The organism is Pseudomonas frederiksbergensis, assembly GCF_003732665.1.
Classification (GTDB): Bacteria; Pseudomonadota; Gammaproteobacteria; order Pseudomonadales; family Pseudomonadaceae; genus Aquipseudomonas; species Aquipseudomonas frederiksbergensis_G.
The window spans coordinates 59,939-80,889 of the sequence record NZ_MOBP01000011.1 but is presented as its reverse complement, the minus strand read 5'-3'; the positions used below and the strand labels follow the sequence as shown (position 1 = coordinate 80,889).

The following is a 20,951-nucleotide window of genomic DNA, read 5'->3' as shown; positions in this document are numbered from 1 at the left end:
CCCACGCAGAGCGTGGGAACGATCACCGGCGTTGTCATGACGATTTAAAAGTGTCAAACAAGCGTTTCATCGGGTTGATGGCCAATTGATAATTTTGTCAGTGCGTTCTTCCGCGCAATCAGTACAATCGCCGACTTTGCTCCCCGAGAACGGACGCGGTACGGTGGGCTGTCACGGATAATCCCATGCTCATCGGCACCTATTCCCCCACGCTGGTTTTCATCTCGCTGTGCGTGGCGATTCTCGCTTCCTATACCGCGCTGGACCTGACCGGCCGCATCGCCACCACCAAGGGCCGGGCTGTTCACCTGTGGACTGCCGGGGGGGCGGTGGCCATGGGCATTGGCGTGTGGTCGATGCATTTCATCGGCATGCTCGCCTTCAAATTACCGATCGATCTGGGCTACGACTTGGGCATTACCGTGCTCTCGCTGGTCATCGCCGTCCTGTCCTGCGGCTTTGCCCTGTGGCTGGTCAGCCAGCCGAAGCTGCCGGCCTGGCAACTGGCGTTCGGGGCGTTGGTGATGGGTGCGGGGATCAGCGCCATGCATTACACCGGCATGGCCGCGATGCTCATGGTGCCGGGCATCGATTACGACCCGGCGCTGTTCGGCGCGTCGCTGCTGATTGCGGTGGTGGCGTCGGCTGCGGCGCTGTGGATTGCCTTCCGCCTGCGCCAGCACACGCCTTATGTGGGCCTGATCCGCGGCGGCGCTGCGGTGATCATGGGGTTCGCCATCGTCGGCATGCATTACACCGGCATGGCTGCGGCGCGTTTCCCGGACGGCAGTTTCTGTGGCGCCGCCCTTAACGGCTTGAGCGGCAAGGGCCTGGACAACCTGGTGCTGATCACCACCCTGGCGGTGTTGAGCATCGCCTTGCTGACCTCAATCCTCGATGCACGCCTGGAAGCTCGCACCGCCGACCTCGCGCACTCGCTGACCGAAGCCAACCGCGAACTGACCCAACTGGCCCTGCACGACACCCTGACCGGCCTGCCGAACCGCACTCTTCTGGCGGATCGCATCGAGCTGGCCATGTCCAAGGTGCAGGAGCAGGGCGGCTGTTTTGCGTTGATGTTCATCGATCTGGATGGCTTCAAACCGGTCAACGACGCCTTCGGCCACCATATGGGCGACCAGTTATTGCGCGAAGTCGGGATACGTCTACGCGAAGATTTGCGCAGCCAGGACACTCTGGCGCGGATCGGCGGTGACGAATTCGTGCTGCTGGTGCGCCTGAGTGAGCCGGACGATGCGCTGAACCTCGCGGCGCGCCAGGTCAACCTGATCTCGCGTTCGTTCCGGGTGGCCGAACATGACCTGCAGATTTCCGCCAGCGTCGGCATCGCGCTCTACCCGGGCAATGGCCAGACTGCGCAAGAACTGCTGATGAACGCCGACGCTGCGATGTACCACGCCAAGGGCGCGGGCAAAAACGGCCACAGCTTCTTCGACGCCTCGATGAACAGCAACGCCCGCAAGCAACTGCAACTGCTGCAAGACCTGCGCGCCGCCCTGGAACACCAACAGTTCAGCCTGTATTACCAACCCAAGTTCGACGCCGGCAATGGCCGCCCGGTGGGTGCCGAGGCGTTGCTGCGTTGGCAGCACCCGACCCAGGGCATGTTGCTGCCGGACAAGTTCATCGACTTGGCGGAAAAGACCGGCCTGATCATCCCCATCGGCGAGTGGGTGCTCAACGAAGCTTGCCGGCAGATGCGCGAATGGTACGTGCTCGGCTACACCGACTGGCGCATCGCCGTGAACCTCTCGGCCTTGCAGTTTTGCCACGCCGGCCTGGTCCAGAGCGTAGCCAAGGCCCTGGCAACCCACCATTTGCCGGCGAACAGCCTGACCCTGGAAATCACCGAAACCACGGCCATGAGCGACGCCGACGCGAGCATGACCGTGCTCCAGGAACTGTCGGAAATGGGCGTGGATCTGTCCATCGATGACTTTGGCACCGGTTATTCGAGCCTGATGTACCTCAAGCGTTTGCCGGCCAATGAGTTGAAGATCGACCGTGGCTTCGTCCGCGATCTGGAGCACGACAGCGATGACGCGGCAATCGTTTCGGCGATTGTGGCCCTGGGCCAGGCGCTGGGCTTGCGGATTGTGGCCGAAGGGGTCGAGACCGGTGTGCAGCAGGATTTCCTGACGAAATTGGGCTGTGATTCGTTGCAGGGTTACCTGCTGGGGCATCCGCTGCCCGCCGAACGCTTCATGATCGATATTCACCGTGGCGAGCAACTGGCGGCGGGCTGATAGACCCTGCCTGGAGTGAGGTAGAACCCTGTGGCGAGGGAGCTTGCTCCCGTTGGGCCGCGCAGCGGCCCCCAAAAACAGGACTGCTGCGCAGTCCAGCGGGAGCAAGCTCCCTCGCCACAGAAAAGCACCTCATCAAACATCTGTGTTGTCACCCCTATAGATGCAGGTCATGCAAAACCCGCCAATGACGGTTATTCTTGCCCCCGACCGCAAAAGCTTGAATCGAGGGAATGTCAGCATGGAAAAAGTCATCGTCATCACCGGCGGCAGCCGTGGCATCGGCGCTGCCACGGCATTGTTGGCCGCAGAGCAGGGCTATCGGATCTGTATCAACTATCTGGCTGACGAACAGGCTGCGCAAAGTGTGCTGGAGCAAGTCCGCGCACTGGGCGCCCAAGCCATTGCGGTGCGGGCCGACGTCAGCATCGAAGACGAGGTGGTCGCGATGTTCCACCGCGTCGACACCGAACTGGGCCGGGTCACCGCCCTGGTGAACAACGCCGGCACCGTCGGGCACAAGTCCCGGGTCGACGAAATGTCCGAATTCCGCATTCTGAAAATCCTCAAGACCAACGTCCTGGCGCCGATCCTCTGCGCCAAGCACGCGATCCTGCGCATGTCGCCCAAGCATGGCGGGCAGGGCGGCAGCATCGTCAACGTGTCGTCGGTCGCCGCACGCCTGGGCGCGCCCAGTGAGTACGTCGATTACGCGGCGTCCAAAGGCGCGCTGGACACCTTCACCCTGGGGCTCTCGAAAGAAGTGGCAGGTGAAGGGATTCGGGTCAACGCCGTGCGTCCCGGCTACATCTACACCGATTTCCACGCGCTGAGCGGCGATCCGGATCGGGTCAGCAAGCTGGAATCGGCGATCCCGATGGCCCGTGGCGGGCGGCCGGATGAAGTGGCGGAGGCCATTATCTGGTTGCTCTCGGATAAGGCCTCGTATGCGACCGGGACGTTTGTGGATCTTGGGGGTGGGCGTTAAGCCCTGAAATTTGCGGTGCCTTGGCGGGCCTCTTCGCGAGCAAGCCCGCTCCCACAGTGGATTGTCGTGAACACAGTATTTGTGGACACCACCGAACCCTGTGGGAGCGGGCTTGCTCGCGAAGGCAATAGACCTGACAACATCGAATCCTCAGAACGACCGCACAATCCGCCCCAACGTCTCCATCGCTTTCTCCGAAGCCTCATCCCACGGGCTGCCATAGTTCAAGCGAATGCAATTCCGGAAGCGCTGGGTCGGTGAAAAGATCGGCCCCGGCGCGATGCTGATGCCTTGGGCCAGGGCCATCTGGAACAGCTTCAACGAATCCATCTGGGGCGGCAGTTCCAGCCACAGGAAATAACCACCGGCCGGTTGGCTGACCCGGGTCTGGGCCGGGAAGTAGCGGGCGATGGCGGCGAGCATGGCGCTTTGCTGTTCTTCCAGGGCGTAACGCAGTTTGCGCAGGTGGCGGTCGTAGCCGCCGTGTTGCAGGTAATCGGCAATCGCCGCCTGGGCCGGCATCGAGGCGCAGAGCGAAGTCATGAGTTTCAGCCGTTCGATTTTCTGCGCATAGCGCCCGGCGGCAACCCAACCGATGCGGTAGCCGGGGGCCAGGCTCTTGGCGAATGAACCGCAGTGCATCACCAACCCTTCGGTATCAAACGCCTTGGCCGGTTTCGGTGCGTGCTGGCCGTAATAGAGTTCGGCGTAGACGTCGTCTTCGATCAGCGGCACCTGATGGCTACGCAGCAACTCCACCAGTTCCTGTTTCTTCGCCTCGGGCATGGTCGCGCCCATCGGGTTCTGGAAACTGGTCATGCACCAGCAGGCCTTGATCGGGTGGCGTTCCAGGGTCTGTGCGAGCACGCCCAGATCAATGCCATCGCGCGGGTGCACGGGAATTTCCACGGCTTTGAGCTTCAGCCGTTCCAGCACTTGCAGGCTGGCGTAGAACGCCGGGGCTTCGATGGCCACCAGGTCGCCGGGTTCGGTGACGGCTTGCAGGCACAGGTTCAGGGCTTCGAGGGCGCCGTTGGTGATCAGCAGTTCTTCCATCGGCAGCATCAAACCGCCGACCATGTATCGCAGGGCGATTTGCCGACGCAACTGCGGATTGCCCGGCGACATGTCGGTGACCACCATGCGCGGGTCCATCTCCCGGGCGGCACTGGCCAGAGAGCGGGACAGGCGTTGCAGCGGGAACAGGGTCGGGCTGGGGAAGGCCGAGCCGAACGGCACGGTGTTGGGGTCCTTGATCGAGTCGAGGACCGAGAACACCAGTTCGCTGACATCGACTTTGGTGGACTCGTTAACCTGGCTGCTGATCACCGGCTCCGAGAACGGGCTCGGGGCGTGGGTGTTGACGAAGTAGCCGGAACGCGGCCGCGCACGGATCAGGCCGCGCCGTTCCAGCAGGTAATAGGCCTGGAACACCGTGGACGGGCTGACCCCGTAGGTCTGGCTGGCGTAGCGCACCGACGGCACGCGCTGGCCGGGGCCGAGGACCCCGGAGCGGATCAGTTCAGCGATGTCATCGGCGAATTTTTCGTAGCGTTTCATCTAGAGCCTGGATTGGTTTCGTTCTGGGGAATCGGCGGTGGCTTCTTCGCGAGCAAGCCCGCTCCCACATTTGAAATGCATTCCAATGTGGGAGCGGGCTTGCTCGCGAATGGCCGCACCGCAGTCTAAGGGATCAGCGATTCATCGGCGCAACAAACCGGCTCTGGGCCACGCTGTAGATGTCCGGCTCGTCGCTGTCGACAATCTTGAAACTGATCGTCTGGGAGCTGCTGCTCGGCCGTTCCGTGGTCATGGCCACCGACAGCGGCACATCGACAATCTCACCCGGCGCCAGGCTCAACTCCGTCTTGCCTTGCAACTGGAAGCCCTCGCCATTCACCAGGCTCAGACGGTAATCCTGGCGCTGCTGGGTCTTGTTGATGACTTTGAGGCTGTAGATGTTCTCGATCAGGCCTTCGCTGTTCTCACGGTACATGCCCCGGTCCTTGGTGACGTCCAGCGACACCATCGGCCGTTCCACCAGGGCCAGGGCCAGGGCGCCGATCATGATCAGCAGCACCGCCGTGTAACCGATCAACCTTGGGCGCAGCAGGTGGGTTTTGCCGCCCTGCAATTCATGCTCCGAGGTGTAGCTGATCAAGCCGCGAGCGTAGCCCATTTTGTCCATGATCGAATCACAGGCGTCGATGCACGCCGCGCAGCCGATGCATTCCATCTGCAAGCCGTCGCGGATGTCGATGCCGGTGGGGCAGACCTGCACGCAGACCTGGCAGTCGATGCAATCGCCCAGGCCCACGTCGGCCGGTTTCACCTCGCGCTTGCGCGGGCCACGGTTTTCGCCACGGGCCACGTCGTAGGAAATGGTCAGGGTGTCCTTGTCGAACATCACGCTCTGGAACCGCGCATAGGGGCACATGTGCATGCACACCGCTTCACGCAGCCAACCGGCATTGATGTAGGTGGCGCCGGTGAAGAAGATCACCCAGAACAGACTGACGCCGGCCATTTGCAGGGTCAGCAGTTCTTCGGCCAGGGGCCGGATCGGCGTGAAGTAGCCGACGAAGGTCAGGCCGGTGAGCAGGCTGATGCCCAGCCACAAGGTGTGCTTGGCCGAACGGCGCAGCAGTTTGTTCAGGCTCCAGGGCGCCGCTTGCAGTTTGATCCGCTGGTTGCGTTCGCCTTCGGTGATCTTCTCGCACCACATGAAGATCCAGGTCCAGGAGCTTTGCGGGCAGGTGTAGCCACACCAGACCCGGCCGGCGAACACCGTTATCGCAAACAGGCCGAACGCGGCAATGATCAGCAGCGCCGAGAGCAGGATGAAATCCTGGGGCCAGAAGGTCGCGCCAAAAATGTGGAATTTGCTTTCGGACAAATCCCACAGCACGGCCTGGCGGCCGCCCCAGTTCAGCCACACAGTGCCGAAGAAGGCGAGGAACAGGAAACCGGCGCCGCTCATGCGCAAGGTGCGGTACAGGCCGGTGAAACTGCGGGTGTGGATCAGGTTATCGCTGGATTTGACCTTCATCTTCGGGCGTGAAGGTTCATAGGTTTCTACGGTTCGGACGGGGATTCTCTCGCTCATGGTCGTTCGCTCATCAGCCTCCATCAGGCCGGGGCACTATGAGCGTCGATCTGTTTGCATAACAGACTCAGGTCTAGCAATAAAAAGCGGATCAGATGAAGCAGTGAGCGATGCCTGCGACAACTTGATGCACCCGTGAGCGCAGGCCGCGAACGCTTATTCCAGGCGTTCGCGGTGGGTGTTGATCCGGGTCAATCAAATCACCGAACCACTGTCGCTGGCCTTCAAATGCCTACGACCGTCCACAGCACCTGCTACGGTCAATGCGTCGGCTTCTGCTTCGGTGATGTAGAGGCGTCGGCCGTTGATTTCCACGGCGGACATGGCTTTTTCCGAGTCGGTAATGATTTTGACGTCGGGCCCCAGGCGAATTTCCTCGCCACTTTCAAGGGTGAAAAAACAAACCTGGGTTTCGGGATCGGTGCGCACGGTCATGGGACTGTCCTTTTTTCGGCGGAGACTGAAACGTTAGGTCGCCAGGAACGGCCATCGTTCGGTGCAACCGATTAATGGTCGGCGCGGTCCATCCTCTATTGATCCATACAAAGGACTGCACCATGAACGCCTGGTGGCATGAAGTTTGGGAGACGCTGCAAGCGGAGTTCGCCGACGTTGGCGACGCTTCACAATTGACGCGCATCACTGTGCGTTTGCTGATGGCCGCAGTGCTGGGCGGCATTCTCGGTTTTGAGCGCGAGCACAAGGGCAAGGCCGCCGGGGTTCGCACGCACATGCTGGTGGCGTTGGGGGCGGCGCTGTTTGTGCTGGTGCCACAGATGTCCGGCTCCCAGGCCGATGCCATGAGCCGGGTGGTCCAGGGGGTGATTGCCGGGATCGGCTTCCTTGGCGCCGGGACGATTCTGAAGAACACCGAGGGCGACGAAGGTCACGTCAAAGGCCTGACCACCGCCGCCGGTTTATGGATGACCGCGGCCATCGGCGTGTCTGCCGGGTTGGGCCGCGAAGCGACGGCGGTGCTCAGTACGTTGCTGGCATTGGCGATCTTCAGCGTGATGCCGATGGTGGTACGCATGCTCGACAAAGAACGGAGCCCCAAGGACTGATCGTTCCCACGCTCTGCGTGGGAATGCAGCCCGGGACGCTCTGCGTCCCAGTGGAACGCGGAGCGTCCCTTGAGGCATTCCCACGCGGAGCGTGGGAACGATCTTACTCAGGGCTGACGATCACCGGCGGCATGGTGTCCGGCGGGTCTTCGCGAGGCGGCGGAGTGGTTCCCGGTGGTTCTTGCTCGGGCACCGGTTCCGGCTCGGTGGGCGGAATGGTCGGGTTGTCGATGTTCGGATCGGGGGTTTCAGCAGGGATCGGGATACTCATCGGTCAAGCTCCTTATGGCACATGGCGTAACTCGTGCTTAAGTGTGTTGACCACCGCGAAAAGGATTTGATTCCAACCAACACTCAGGCAAATCAGCGTGAACTTTTACCAATGCCTGTCGCTCGGAACCTAAGTGAGTTCATTCCGGGCGGACCGGCTCACGGGATGAATATCAGGCACAAGAGCGTCCTTGGGGCGTAAAGGAGAGATGCTCGATGATCGCTGAAAAACCGACCGAACTCAGTTACAACCCGCATATGCCGCTGTCGCAGGCGTTATTGCTGCCGCGCATTGCGATTGAAAATGTGATGCCGACCCTCGATGGCGGGCAGTTTGCCGTCAAGGCCGTGGTCGGCCAGGACGTGCTGGTAACCGGCAAAGTGTTTGCCGACGGCCATGACAAACTGGCCGTGCGTATCCGTTGGCGCGGCGAGGGCGAGGAGTCCTGGCACAGCGAAACCATGGCCGAGCTGGGCAACAACGGCTGGCAGGGGCGCTTTCGCGTCGAACGCCAGGGCCGCCATGTGTTCTGCATCGAAGCCTGGATCGATCAGTTCGCCAGCTTCTGTTATGAATTGGAAAAGAAACACAGCGCCCGCGTGCCGATCAGCCTGGAGTTGCAAGAAGGCCGCACCCTGGTGCATCAAGCCGCCGAACGCAGCGACGGGCAACTGAGCGAGCAACTGGCCGGCCTGCACCATGAACTGTCAGGACTGCTCGAAACCGAGCAGGTCGCGCTGTTCCTGCACCAACGTAGCGCCGACCTCATGGCCCAGGCCGACCACCGCGCCTACCTGAGCCTGAGCCAGGAATTCCCCCTGGACGTGGAACGCGATATCGCCCAGTTCGCCAGTTGGTACGAGCTGTTTCCCCGCTCAATCACCGACGATCCTGCCCGTCATGGCACTTTTAACGACGTGCACTCGCGGTTGCCGATGATCCAGGACATGGGTTTCGACGTGCTGTACTTCCCGCCGATCCACCCGATCGGCCGCAGCTACCGCAAAGGCCCGAACAATTCCCTGACCGCCGGTCCCGACGATCCGGGCAGCCCGTACGCCATCGGCAGCGCTGAGGGTGGGCACGAAGCGATTCACCCAGAGCTCGGCACCCGCGAAGATTTTCGCCGACTGGTTGTTGCGGCGGCGGACCATGGTCTGGAAATCGCCCTCGACTTTGCCATCCAGTGTTCCCAGGACCACCCGTGGCTGCAACAGCACCCAGGCTGGTTCAACTGGCGGCCCGACGGCACGATCAAATACGCCGAAAACCCGCCGAAGAAATACCAGGACATCGTCAACGTCGATTTCTACGCCGCCGATGCGATCCCCGGTCTTTGGGTGGAATTGCGCGACATCGTGGTCGGCTGGGTCGAGGAGGGCGTGAAGATCTTTCGCGTGGACAATCCCCACACCAAACCGCTGCCGTTCTGGCAATGGCTGATCGCCGATGTGCGGGCGCTGCACCCTGAAGTGATCTTCCTCGCCGAAGCCTTTACCACCCCGGCGATGATGGCGCGCCTGGGCAAAGTCGGTTACTCCCAGAGCTACACCTACTTCACCTGGCGCAACACCAAGTACGAACTCTCGACCTATTTCAGCGAGTTGAACGAGTCGCCGTGGCGCGAATGCTATCGCCCGAACTTCTTCGTCAACACGCCCGACATCAACCCGGCATTTCTTCACGAATCCGGACGCGCCGGGTTCCTGATCCGCGCGGCGCTGGCGACCATGGGCTCGGGCCTGTGGGGCATGTATTCGGGGTTTGAACTGTGCGAGGCGGCGCCGATTCCGGGTAAGGAGGAATACCTCAACTCGGAGAAATACGAGATCCGCCCGCGGGACTTCAATGCGCCGGGCAACATCATTGCCGAGATCGCCCAGCTCAACCGCATCCGCCGCCAGAACCCGGCGCTGCAAACCCATTTGGGGCTGAAGATCTACAACGCCTGGAACGACAACATCCTGTACTTCGGCAAGCGCAGCGCCGACGGCAGCAATTTCATTCTGGTGGCGGTCAACCTCGATCCGCATAACGTCCAGGAAGCCAATTTCGAGTTGCCGCTGTGGGAAATGGGCTTGCCCGACGACGCCCACACCCAAGGCGAAGACCTGATGAGCGGCCATCGCTGGACCTGGTACGGCAAGTACCAATTCATGCGGATCGACCCGGCCCACCAGCCGTTCGGGATTTGGCGCATTACCGTCTAGCACGCCGCTTTCCCTGTGGGAGCGGGCTTGCTCGCGAAGGCGTCATGTCAGTGACGTTTGTTCTGGCTGACACGCCCCATTCGCGAGCAAGCCCGCTCCCACAGGGGATCTCGTTGCGTTTCGGCTCAGCGGCTTTTTCGATTTCAACAGGAGTTTCAAATGGCGAAGAAACCCAAGGCCACACCCTTCACCAAGGACCCGCTCTGGTACAAGGACGCGGTGATCTACCAGGTTCACGTCAAGTCTTTTTTCGACTCCAACAATGACGGGATCGGCGACTTTCCCGGGCTTATCGCCAAACTCGATTACATTGCCGATCTAGGCGTCAACACCATTTGGCTGTTGCCGTTCTATCCGTCGCCACGCCGCGATGACGGCTACGACATCGCCGAATACCGTGGCGTGCATGCCGACTACGGCACCATGGCCGACGCCAAGCGCTTTATCGCCGAGGCGCACAAGCGCGGTCTGCGGGTGATCACCGAGTTGGTCATCAACCACACCTCCGACCAGCACGCCTGGTTCCAGCGCGCACGCAAAGCCAAGAAAGGCTCGGCGGCCCGGGACTTTTACGTGTGGTCCGATGACGATCAAAAGTACGACGGCACTCGCATCATTTTCCTCGACACCGAAAAGTCCAACTGGACCTGGGACCCGGTCGCCGGCCAGTACTTCTGGCACCGCTTCTATTCCCACCAGCCGGACCTGAATTTCGACAACCCGCAAGTCATGAAAGCGGTGTTGTCGGTGATGCGCTACTGGCTGGACATGGGCATCGACGGCCTGCGCCTGGATGCGATCCCGTACCTGATCGAACGGGACGGCACCAACAACGAAAACCTGCCCGAGACCCACGATGTCTTGAAGCAGATCCGTGCCGAAATCGACGCCAATTACCCGGACCGCATGCTGCTGGCCGAGGCTAATCAATGGCCGGAAGACACGCAGCTGTACTTCGGCGCTACCGATAAAAAAGGCCTGAATGGCGACGAATGCCACATGGCGTTCCACTTCCCGCTGATGCCGCGCATGTACATGGCGCTGGCCCAGGAAGACCGCTTCCCGATCACCGACATCCTGCGCCAGACCCCGGAAATCCCGGCCAATTGCCAGTGGGCGATTTTCCTGCGCAACCACGATGAGCTGACCCTGGAAATGGTCACCGACAAGGAGCGCGATTACCTGTGGAATTACTACGCGGCCGACCGTCGGGCGCGGATCAACCTGGGGATTCGCCGCCGTCTCGCGCCGCTGATGGAGCGTGATCGCCGTCGCGTGGAACTGCTCAATAGCTTGCTGCTGTCGATGCCCGGCACGCCGACGATGTATTACGGCGATGAAATCGGCATGGGCGACAACATCTACCTCGGCGACCGCGATGGCGTGCGCACACCGATGCAATGGTCCATCGACCGCAACGGCGGTTTCTCCCGTGCCGACCCGGCCAGTCTGGTGCTGCCGCCGATCATGGACCCGCAATACGGTTACCTGTCGGTCAACGTCGAAACCCAGGCCGGCGACCCGCACTCGCTGCTGAACTGGACCCGCCGCATGCTCGCCGTGCGCAAACAGTCCAAGGCGTTTGGCCGTGGCACCCTGAAAATGCTCTCGCCGAGCAACCGGCGGATCCTGGCCTACACCCGCGAATTCACCGGCGAGGATGGCCGGCACGAAATCATCCTCTGTGTGGCCAACGTGTCCCGCAGCGCGCAAGCGGCGGAACTCGACCTGTCGGCCTACGCCGGCATGGTCCCGGTGGAGATGCTCGGTGGTAACGCCTTCCCACCCATCGGTCAGTTGAATTTCCTGCTGACCCTGGCGCCGTACGGCTTCTATTGGTTCGTATTGGCTGCGGAGAATCAAATGCCGAGCTGGCACGTGGAACCGGCGCAAAGCCTGCCGGACTTCACCACCCTGGTGCTGAAGAAACGCATGGAAGAACTGCTCGAAGCGCCGTCTCGCGGCACCCTGGAGCAAGGCATCCTGCCGAACTGGCTGCAGAATCGGCGCTGGTTCGCCGGCAAGGACGCGGCGATCGAGAAGGTCAATCTGGCCTACGGTGTGCGCTTCGGCGATCCGCAGCATCCGGTGCTGTTGAGCGAAATCGAAGTCACCAGCGGCGGCCAGACCAGCCGTTATCAACTGCCGTTCGGCTTTATCGCCGAAGATCAGGTTGGCGCGCCGTTGCCGCAACAACTGGCGTTGTCCCGGGTTCGGCGCGGGCCGCAGGTGGGTTTGATCACCGATGCGTTTGCCCTGGAAAACTTTATCCGCACCGTGGTGGAGGGCATGCAGAGCAACACCGTGTTGCCGTCCGATGGCGGCGAAATCCGTTTCGAACCGACCTCGCAACTGGCGAAGCTCGGCCTGAACGCGGAGTCCGAAGTGCGTTACCTGTCCGCCGAACAGTCCAACAGTTCGGTGGTGGTCGGCAAAAGCATGGTGCTCAAGCTGATCCGCAAAATCGCCTCGGGCGTGCACCCGGAACTGGAGATGAGCGCCTACCTGACCAACGCCGGGTTCGCCAACATTTCCCCTTTGCTGGGCTCGGTGATTCGTCACGATGCCCAGGGTGAAGACAACCTGCTGATGATCGCCCAGGGCTACTTGAGCAATCAGGGCGACGCCTGGGAATGGACCCAGAACAACCTCGAACGGGCACTGCGCGATGAACTGGCCGATGCCATGTCCGAGCAAGAGCAGCACTACAACGCCTTGGGTGAGCTGAAAGATTTCGCCGGCATGCTCGGCCAGCGCCTGGGGGAAATGCACGTGGTGCTGGCCGCGACCACCGACAACCCGGACTTCGCCCCGCAGGTCACCACGGAGAAACAAGCCCTGGCCTCGGCCAAGGACGTGGCGGCGCAACTGGAGCACGCGCTGAAGTTGCTCAAGCAGCATCAAAACGAATTGAACCCGGCGGACAAAGCGCTGGTCACTCGCTTGCTGGACAACAAAAAAATCATCCTCGGCCATGTTCAGGAACTGGGCAAAAAGGCTGCGGGTGGTTTGCGCATTCGGGTCCATGGCGATTTGCATTTGGGCCAGGTGCTGGTGATCAAGGGCGACGCTTACCTGATCGACTTCGAAGGCGAGCCGGCACGGCCGCTCAGCGAACGTCGCGGTAAGCACAGCCCGTATAAAGATGTCAGCGGCGTGTTGCGATCCTTCGACTACGCCGCCGCGATGGCGATCAACGTGCACAACGTCGACAACACCGCCGATGCCCAAGCGGCGCGGCAACGGGTCGCTGATCGCTACTTGAATGAAGCGCAACAGGCATTTATCGACGCTTATCGGCTGGCGGCAGCTAGTCTTGGTCATGCGTGGCAAGATCCTGAAGGCGAGGACGCCGCACTGGCGTTGTTCGGCCTGGAGAAGGCGGCCTATGAAGTGGCTTATGAGGCGGAAAACCGCCCCACCTGGCTGCCGGTGCCGTTGCACGGTTTGTATGGGTTATTGAGTGGGCTCAAACCCTTTTCCGATCTTGGTGGAGAGTAGTCATGAGTTTCTCGAACAAGGAACAGGGGCATCACAAAGAAGCGTTGCTGCCCAGAGCGCGGGACATTGACGCGTTGGTACGCGCCGAACACCACGATCCGTTTTCTATCCTCGGCCCCCACGGCGATGACCAAGGCGGGCAATTTATCCGCGCTTACCTGCCTGACGCATTGAGCGTCCAGGTGCTGGCCAAGGATTCCGGCGAAGAGCTGGGCAGCCTTGAAGCCACCCAGACGCCGGGGCTGTTCGTCGGCCACTTCGACCGCGCCCAGCCGTATCTGCTGCGCACGCGCTGGGCCGGTGGCGAGCAAGTCGCCGAAGATCCCTACAGTTTCGGGCCGTTGCTCGGCGAGATGGACTTGTACCTGTTCGCCGAAGGCAATCACCGCGACCTCAGCGCCTGCCTTGGCGCGCAACTGAAGAATGTCGATGGCGTGGACGGCGTGCGTTTCGCCGTGTGGGCGCCGAATGCCAAACGGGTTTCCGTCGTGGGCGATTTCAACGTCTGGGACGGTCGCCGGCATCCGATGCGTTTACGCCATCCGACCGGGGTCTGGGAGTTGTTCATCCCACGGCTGCAAGCGGGGGAGGCGTACAAGTACGAAGTCCTCGGTGCCCAGGGCATTCTGCCGCTCAAGGCCGACCCGATGGCCCTGGCCACGCAATTGCCGCCGGACACCGCGTCGAAAGTCGCTGCGCCGCTGAGCATCGATTGGCAGGATCACGAGTGGATGCAGGCTCGCGCTGACAAACACAAACCGAGTGCGCCCCTGTCGATCTACGAATTGCACGCCGGCTCGTGGCAATGCGAGCTGGATGATCTGGGTGAAGTCGCCCGCCAGTACACCTGGCACGAGTTGGGCGAGCGACTGATTCCTTATGTGAAGGAATTGGGCTTCACCCACATCGAACTGATGCCGATCATGGAACACCCGTTCGGCGGTTCATGGGGTTACCAGTTGCTGTCGCAATTTGCCCCGAGCGCCCGCTACGGCTCGCCTGATGATTTCGCCGCGTTCGTCAACGCCTGTCACCAGGCTGACATCGGCGTGATCCTCGATTGGGTCCCGGCGCATTTCCCCACCGATACCCACGGTCTGGCGCAGTTCGACGGCACGGCGCTGTACGAATACGCCAACCCGATGGAAGGCTTTCACCAGGATTGGGACACCTTGATCTACAACCTGGGGCGCACCGAAGTGCACGGCTATATGCTCGCTTCGGCACTGCACTGGCTCAAGCACTTCCACGTCGATGGCCTGCGGGTCGATGCCGTGGCCTCGATGTTGTATCGCGACTACTCGCGCAAGGCTGGCGAATGGGTGCCGAACCGTCATGGCGGTCGCGAGAACCTGGAAGCCATCGACTTCCTGCGCCACCTCAATGATGTGGTCGACCTGGAAGCGCCCGGCGCGCTGGTGATCGCCGAAGAATCCACGGCGTGGCCCGGTGTCAGCCAGAACACGCAACAGGGTGGCCTCGGTTTCGACTACAAGTGGAACATGGGCTGGATGCACGATTCGCTGCATTACATCCAGCAGGATCCGGTGTACCGCGCTCATCATCACAACGAACTGAGTTTCGGCCTAGTGTATGCGTGGTCCGAGCGCTTTATCCTGCCGATTTCCCACGATGAAGTGGTGCACGGCAAGCATTCGCTGATCGACAAGATGCCCGGCGACCGCTGGCAGAAATTCGCCAACCTGCGCGCTTATCTGAGTTTCATGTGGGCGCATCCGGGCAAGAAGCTGTTGTTCATGGGCTGCGAGTTCGGCCAGTGGCGCGAGTGGAATCACGATCAGCAACTCGATTGGTATTTGCTGCAGTATTCCGAGCACAAAGGTGTGCAGAAACTCGTCGGCGATCTCAACCGGTTGTACCGCGAAGAGCCGGCGTTGCACGATCAGGACGATGCGCCGCAAGGCTTCCAGTGGTTGATCGGCGATGATGCGGTCAACAGCGTTTATGCCTTTATGCGCTGGAGCAAGGACGGCCGACCGGCGCTGGTGGTGGCTAACTTTACCCCGGTGCCGCGTCAGGCCTATCGCATCGGCGTGCCGTTTGCCGGGCGCTGGACCGAGGTTATCAACAGCGATGCCGACACCTATGCCGGGTCCAACTATGGCAATGGTGGCGGGGCGTTTACCGAGGAAGAGCCGAGCCATGGCCAGGCAATGTCGCTGGTGTTGAACCTGCCGCCGTTGGCGGTGTTGATCTTGCGGCCGGAGGGTTGATCCGCTAGCACCGCAGCGCTTCATTCGCGGGCAAGCCCGCTCCCACAATTTGGAATGCATTCAACTGTGGGAGCGGGCTTGCTCGCGAAAGCGGTGTGTCAGGCTACATCGATATTGACTGTGCCATCGCCTTCGCGAGCAAGCTTCGCTCCTACAGGACCCGGTGGTTAGACGGGTTTGTGGTTATCCAGTACGCGGTTGACCGCCAGCTCACCCATCAGGATCACCCGGGCCAGCACCAGCATCGTATGACGTCGCGGGTTGTCCGCCAGGTCCGCGAGGTCGTTGACCATCTCGCGGGCTTGTGCGAACGAATCACTGGCCTCGACCAGCAACGTTTCGTCATCCACCGCTGCGTCGATGGTGAAGCAGGTGTGGCGCTTGCGGGGCGGTATCTGCGTTTTCGTCGCCCCGGGGTTGAGGTAGTGGCTGAGCGCGCGGTCGGCCGCTTCTTTCATTTTCCTGGGGTCAAGCTCGAAAGAGGCGTCGCACGGTACTGGACCGGTGTTCGGGGGATTGGGCGTTACTTTGAACATAGATGAAACTCCGATTGCAATGATTCAAGGAGCCATCACTCTCGCTACCAAACGAGGGTGGCGGCCATGCGCGGATTGGTAGACCGGTGCAACAGGAAAAACCGGCGCCCCCGAAGGAGCCCCACGCATGACCACCATATAAAACAGAGTCCCAAAAAGGAGACGTCATAAGGCGTTGCCATACGGCTGTTACAACGGGCTACCAAACCCGATCACTGTTTTGCAGTGACCCGGAAACGATATAGCCCACCCCTCAGCCGCACAAGCCGGCGGATTCTGGCGTACGCGTAGGCAACGGCGCAAGGTGTTGTAGCCGTTTATGACGTAACACTGGGTGTCTTTAAACGGGCGTTTTTAAACATGTTTATGCGGTGGGCAAAATGACGCCTTCGCGAGCAGGCTCGCTCCCACATTGGAATGCATTCCAAATTGTGGGAGCGAGCCTGCTCGCGAAAGCGGTGTGTCAGGCGACATCGATATTGACTGTGCCATCGCCTTCGCGAGCAAGCCCGCTCCCACATTGGAATGCATTCCAAATTGTAGGAGCGAGGCTTGCCCGCGAAGGCGTCAGTCCAGACGCAACATTTCTTGCGGCAAACACCTCACCACCGCATCCGAACCCCCAGACTCCCGATCAGCCCATTCAAATCATTGTCATCCACGTCACTGCTGTAATCGGCGCTGACGTACAGGCTGACCGTGGGCGTCACCCGCGCCACCAGGCCCAACCCCACATCCACGGTCGATGAATTGCGGCTGCTGCTGATTTTGTCCACTTGATCCAGGGTCACGGTATTGCCGGTGTACACCGTGTGCCACAAGTTGGTCCGCACATAGGGTTCGACCGGCAGGCCATTGATGTCGTAACTGCCTTTCAATCGCGCACCGACCCGGCCGCTCCAGGACGACAGGTCGCTGGAGGTGGCGTTGTTGGCGCCGGCATAGGGCGTGTCCAGGGTGATGCGTTGATTGATCAACTGCGCCTGGGGTTCCACCACCCAGTTCTCACCCAGGCCGATGGGGAAGCCGCCTTCCACCGACACGGTCATCGCGCTGCCCTCGGCGGTTTGCCGCAGGCCTTGGGCATCGCGACTGAAGCCATTGACCCGGCCACCGCTGGCGGTCAAATCGACATGCCAGCCTTGAGGACCGGTCAGGCTCCAGTAGGCGCCGAGGCTTTGGCCTTGCAGGTTGAGGGTTTCATTGCCCGGGTCGACCAGGGCGCGACCGGTATACAAGCCGTCGCCATTGCCCTGAAACTGGCTGGTGCCGCCGATCAGTCCAACCCGTTGCACATGACCGCTACTGCTTTGCAGGGTCAGGAGGGCCGGGCCTTTGAATTCGTCTGCGCCGGGGATCGCAGAATCCCCGAACTGGAAATCGGTTTGCGCCTGTCGCGAAGGCTGCCCGTAGAGTTGATCCCAGGCAGTGGGCGAGGCGTCTTCGGTGGTCAGGCGTGAACTTCGCAAATCCGGGTTGACGCTGAAGCGTCCCGGGTAAGTGGCAGCGGCGGCAGGTAACGCCAGGGTAGGCACCTCCTGGCGATACCAGGGGGCGGTTTCATCCTCGGCAGGATCGGCCTGCACATCCATGGACGAACACAGCAGGAGGGTGCTCGAGACTGTGCAAACAGTGATTTTGATCTCATGAGGGGTGAATGAAGTTTTCATGGAGGTCTACCTGGCAAACGCATACCGAATCTCGCTCTGGCGTCTCTCCTACCCCGAATGAGGGGCGACCGAATGGATTGAGGCAAGCCCGTAGCCGCCCGTTTTGCGGGTGTCTGAAGGTTTGCCCCGGGCGTATTTCCGGGGGTAGTAACGTGTAGCTAAGAAGACCTGTGGCGCTGCGTCAAGAAAATGGCCGATAAGTGGTATGGCTATTTTAGCGATGACAAGTGGCTGATTTTTGGCGCGTCCCTAAGTGGTTGTTTGTAAAAAAAATCATCAAAAGACCAGCGGGCCAGAGGCTTTTGATAGCTGGCTAACGGCCTACCAGCTCAGCCGGACACCGACATTGCCAACCACGCCGCGCAGCTGATTACTGTCAATATTGCTGGCGTAGTCGGCGCTGGCGTACACGCTGACCGAAGCGTCCAGGCTCAGGATCACGCCCACCCCGAGATCGGCGGACGAGGCCTTTTGTTCGCTCTCGATCCGGTCGACATGATCGAAGGTCACCGTGTCGGTTCCGGAAAAGGTGTGCCACAGGTTGGCCCGCAGATACGGCTCCAGCGGCCGGCCACTGATTTCGTAGCGACCCTTGAGGCGTGCGCCGAGGCGACCAGTCCATGAACCGTCGGAATCGAACGATACCCGGGAGATGCCGTCGTCCTGGCTGTCGAGGGAAATTTTCTGGTGGATCACCTGCACCTGGGGTTCCACCACCCAGTTGCCCGGCAACGGGAACTGATAACCAGCCTCGGCCGAGAGGGTCAGCGCATGGCCACGGTTGTCGAGCTTGAGGCCGCGCTCGGAACGGTTATCACCGTCAAACCGGGTGCCCATGGCGACGGTATCGACGTACCAGCCCTTGGGATCGGTCAGGGTCCAGTACACGCCGTAGCTGTCGCCTTCCAGCTCCACGCTGCCGGCGCGTTTGCCCTCGAAGCCTTCGTTGAAGCCGTCGACATCGCCCTGCAAACGGGTATGGCCGACGAAGAACCCGGTGCGCTGGGTTTGACCGCCAGCGGTTTGCGCGCTGTACAGGTCGTTACCCACTTGAAAACCGTTCAGCGATCCGTTGAGCCGTGGCGTCACGGTGCCGGCCCAGGTCTGGTCGAAGTTCTTGCCATAGACCCGCGCCCAACCTGCGCTGAAGGCGCCGGTTTCCGAGAGCAGGCGCTGGTCGCCCTGGCGGTCATGGAAGGTGCCGAGGGCGCTGAGGGTCAATTGCGCGGCGGCCGGTGGCAGCACCGACCAGGTCGGGACTTCCGGGCGGTACAAGGGAATCGGCGCCGCACCGGGTACGGCGGCGGGCAACACCGGCAGCGGCGAACTGCCGGCCGGTGCCGCGGGCACTGTGACGAGGGTCGGAGGCAGTGTCGGGTCAGCGTTGGGGATGCTGATGACCGTGGGCGTCGCCGCCGCGGCAACGAGGATCGGTGGCAAGCCTGGATCGGGGTTGGGAATGCTGACGATGGTCGGTGTCGCCGCTGCCACGGGTGTCGCCACCGCCGGCACGATAATCGGCGGCAAGTCTGGATCGGGATTGGGAATGCTCAAGGCTGCCGGCGCGACCACCGCTGAACGCAGATACCAACTGTTCTCGGTGCCTGCGGTCACACCGCCCTTGAACAGACGGTAATCGTAGGCACCCGCCGACACTGTGCCACTGAGGACAAACGCGCTGTTGTTGCTGACGGCCGTGCCTTGGGCCTGGACCAATTGGATGCCGTTCTGCTGGGTCAAACCGCCGACGCCGCCGAGGTTGCTGACGCTGATCACGGTGCTGCCGGTCAAGGTGCCGTTGTTCACGACCAGTTTGTCGCTGGGGGAATCGTCGCCGCCCACCACGCTTTGCAGCAGCAGTTGGCCGTTGTTGCCGGCGTAATTGCCCTGGACCGTCAGGGTGTCGTCGGTGCGGGTGTTGCCGCTGGCCAGGTCGATCACCCCGGCGTTGTTCAGGGTGGCGAACTGGCCGGGGGTGAACGGCGTGATGCTGCCCTGGGCTGACGTCAGCGTGCTGCTGGCATCGATATTGAACACCCCGGTGCCGCTGGCGCTGTCGCCCAGGACGAAATTACCGGCCAGGTCGAATCGCGAGCCGTTGCTCAGGTTGACCGTTTCCCAGTTGATGTAGCGCGCGGGGTTGGTGGAGACGGTGCGGTCGAAGGTCAGCAGGTCGTTGCCGGGGCCGCCATCGAGACTCGGGGTAAGGGCGAGGGTGCTTTCATCCAGGTTGCTCAGGGTTGCGCGGTCATTGCCTTCGGCCATCAGAATCGCCGAGCGGATAATGCCGCCACCGCTCCAGTTCAAAATGTCATCGCCGACACTGGCGCGAATTTCACCGACGATCTCGCCGCCGGTCACGGTGATGCTGTCGTTGCCCCCGCTGACGCTGACATTGCCGCCGATGCGCCCACCGGAAACGATGATGGTGTCGGTGCCGAACCCGGTCACCAGGTTGCCGAGGATCTGCCCGCCGGACAGGTCGAAAATATTGTTATCGAGCTTCATGTCGACCCGGCCGATGGTGCCGCCGGTCATTCTCGCCACATCGCCGTCCTCGAAGGCGCCAGTGATCGTGCCGCCGGTCATGAGGAAGGTGTCGCGGCCATCACCCTGGGCCAGGGACTGGATCGTGCCGCCACTCATGACGAAATCATCGATGCCATTGCCCTGGCTGACGGCGCCGGTGATTTGCCCGGCGCTGATGCGCATGCGGTCGCTGCCATCCCCCAGGTCGAGCGCGCCGGCGAGGGTGCCGGCGTCCATGTCCAGGCTGTCGCTGCCGGCGCCAAAGGTCACGTTGCCGTTGATACGGCCCGTGCCGTTGGCGGGGAAGGTCAGGCTGTTGTTGCCCGCCAGGTCGGTCAGTGCACCGCTGGTGCCGCTGTCGCAAGTGAAGGCATCGTTGCCGGGGCCGGCGACCAATGTGCAGGCGCCCCAGGCATGGGGGCTGACGAAAATCAGCAGTGAAGCGGGAACCACACAGACCTGCGGCAACGACCGCAGCAGCTTGGCGTAGCGACTCATGGCGAATCCCTTCTCGTGTTTCGGGGATGTCATCCTTGGTGGTTCGCCGGACAGTAAAACAACCCTAATTCATAAAC

The 20,951-nt window shown here is 61.5% G+C and carries 13 protein-coding genes; 6 read left to right on the top strand and 7 right to left on the bottom strand.

Annotated elements, in window-relative coordinates; all coding sequences use genetic code 11:
* Positions 1-185: 185 nt before the first annotated feature.
* Positions 186-2,267 (top strand): putative bifunctional diguanylate cyclase/phosphodiesterase, encoded by a 2,082-nt coding sequence (locus tag BK665_RS17255; protein WP_123407536.1) that lies wholly within the window; start codon positions 186-188, stop codon positions 2,265-2,267.
* 241 nt (positions 2,268-2,508) lie between these two features.
* Complete coding sequence (locus BK665_RS17250; protein WP_123407534.1) at positions 2,509-3,255, top strand: SDR family oxidoreductase; 747 nt, start codon at positions 2,509-2,511, stop codon at positions 3,253-3,255.
* A gap of 150 nt (positions 3,256-3,405) precedes the next feature.
* On the opposite strand, the gene mapR is transcribed toward BK665_RS17250, so the two are convergent.
* From mapR to BK665_RS17235, 3 genes are all read right to left on the bottom strand, one after another.
* Positions 3,406-4,815 carry a GntR family transcriptional regulator MpaR gene (gene mapR / locus BK665_RS17245; RefSeq protein ID WP_123407532.1) on the bottom strand — a complete coding sequence of 470 codons (1,410 nt, stop codon included), beginning with the start codon at positions 4,813-4,815 and terminating at the stop codon, positions 3,406-3,408.
* A gap of 133 nt (positions 4,816-4,948) precedes the next feature.
* Positions 4,949-6,361 (bottom strand): cytochrome c oxidase accessory protein CcoG, encoded by a 1,413-nt coding sequence (gene ccoG / locus BK665_RS17240; RefSeq protein ID WP_123407530.1) that lies wholly within the window; start codon positions 6,359-6,361, stop codon positions 4,949-4,951.
* A 195-nt stretch (positions 6,362-6,556) separates the two neighbouring features.
* Positions 6,557-6,796, bottom strand: coding sequence for a DUF3203 family protein (locus BK665_RS17235; RefSeq protein ID WP_123407528.1), 240 nt, complete (start codon positions 6,794-6,796; stop codon positions 6,557-6,559).
* A gap of 122 nt (positions 6,797-6,918) precedes the next feature.
* On the opposite strand from BK665_RS17235, the gene BK665_RS17230 reads away from it, so the two are divergent.
* Positions 6,919-7,425 carry an MgtC/SapB family protein gene (locus BK665_RS17230; protein WP_123407526.1) on the top strand — a complete coding sequence of 169 codons (507 nt, stop codon included), beginning with the start codon at positions 6,919-6,921 and terminating at the stop codon, positions 7,423-7,425.
* A gap of 103 nt (positions 7,426-7,528) precedes the next feature.
* Here BK665_RS17230 and BK665_RS34470 read toward each other — a convergent pair whose 3' ends face one another.
* Complete coding sequence (locus BK665_RS34470) at positions 7,529-7,696, bottom strand: hypothetical protein (protein WP_185066878.1); 168 nt, start codon at positions 7,694-7,696, stop codon at positions 7,529-7,531.
* Between the two features lie 215 nt (positions 7,697-7,911).
* On the opposite strand from BK665_RS34470, the gene BK665_RS17225 reads away from it, so the two are divergent.
* The 3 genes from BK665_RS17225 (at position 7,912) to glgB (ending at position 15,641) form a co-directional block, all read left to right on the top strand.
* Positions 7,912-9,906, top strand: coding sequence for an alpha-1,4-glucan--maltose-1-phosphate maltosyltransferase (locus BK665_RS17225; RefSeq protein WP_123407524.1), 1,995 nt, complete (start codon positions 7,912-7,914; stop codon positions 9,904-9,906).
* Between the two features lie 159 nt (positions 9,907-10,065).
* Positions 10,066-13,407 carry a maltose alpha-D-glucosyltransferase gene (treS, locus tag BK665_RS17215; RefSeq protein ID WP_123407520.1) on the top strand — a complete coding sequence of 1,114 codons (3,342 nt, stop codon included), beginning with the start codon at positions 10,066-10,068 and terminating at the stop codon, positions 13,405-13,407.
* A 2-nt stretch (positions 13,408-13,409) separates the two neighbouring features.
* Positions 13,410-15,641, top strand: coding sequence for a 1,4-alpha-glucan branching protein GlgB (gene glgB / locus BK665_RS17210; RefSeq protein ID WP_123407518.1), 2,232 nt, complete (start codon positions 13,410-13,412; stop codon positions 15,639-15,641).
* Between the two features lie 167 nt (positions 15,642-15,808).
* On the opposite strand, the gene BK665_RS17205 is transcribed toward glgB, so the two are convergent.
* The 3 genes from BK665_RS17205 to BK665_RS17195 all read right to left on the bottom strand — a co-directional run bounded on the left by BK665_RS17205 (position 15,809) and on the right by BK665_RS17195 (position 20,874).
* A complete protein-coding gene (locus BK665_RS17205; RefSeq protein WP_123407516.1) occupies positions 15,809-16,177 on the bottom strand; it encodes a DUF6124 family protein in 369 nt (122 codons plus the stop codon).
* A 602-nt stretch (positions 16,178-16,779) separates the two neighbouring features.
* Complete coding sequence (locus tag BK665_RS17200) at positions 16,780-17,847, bottom strand: autotransporter domain-containing protein (protein ID WP_123407514.1); 1,068 nt, start codon at positions 17,845-17,847, stop codon at positions 16,780-16,782.
* A gap of 321 nt (positions 17,848-18,168) precedes the next feature.
* Positions 18,169-20,874 carry an autotransporter family protein gene (locus tag BK665_RS17195; protein ID WP_123407512.1) on the bottom strand — a complete coding sequence of 902 codons (2,706 nt, stop codon included), beginning with the start codon at positions 20,872-20,874 and terminating at the stop codon, positions 18,169-18,171.
* Between the last annotated feature and the right edge of the window lie 77 nt (positions 20,875-20,951).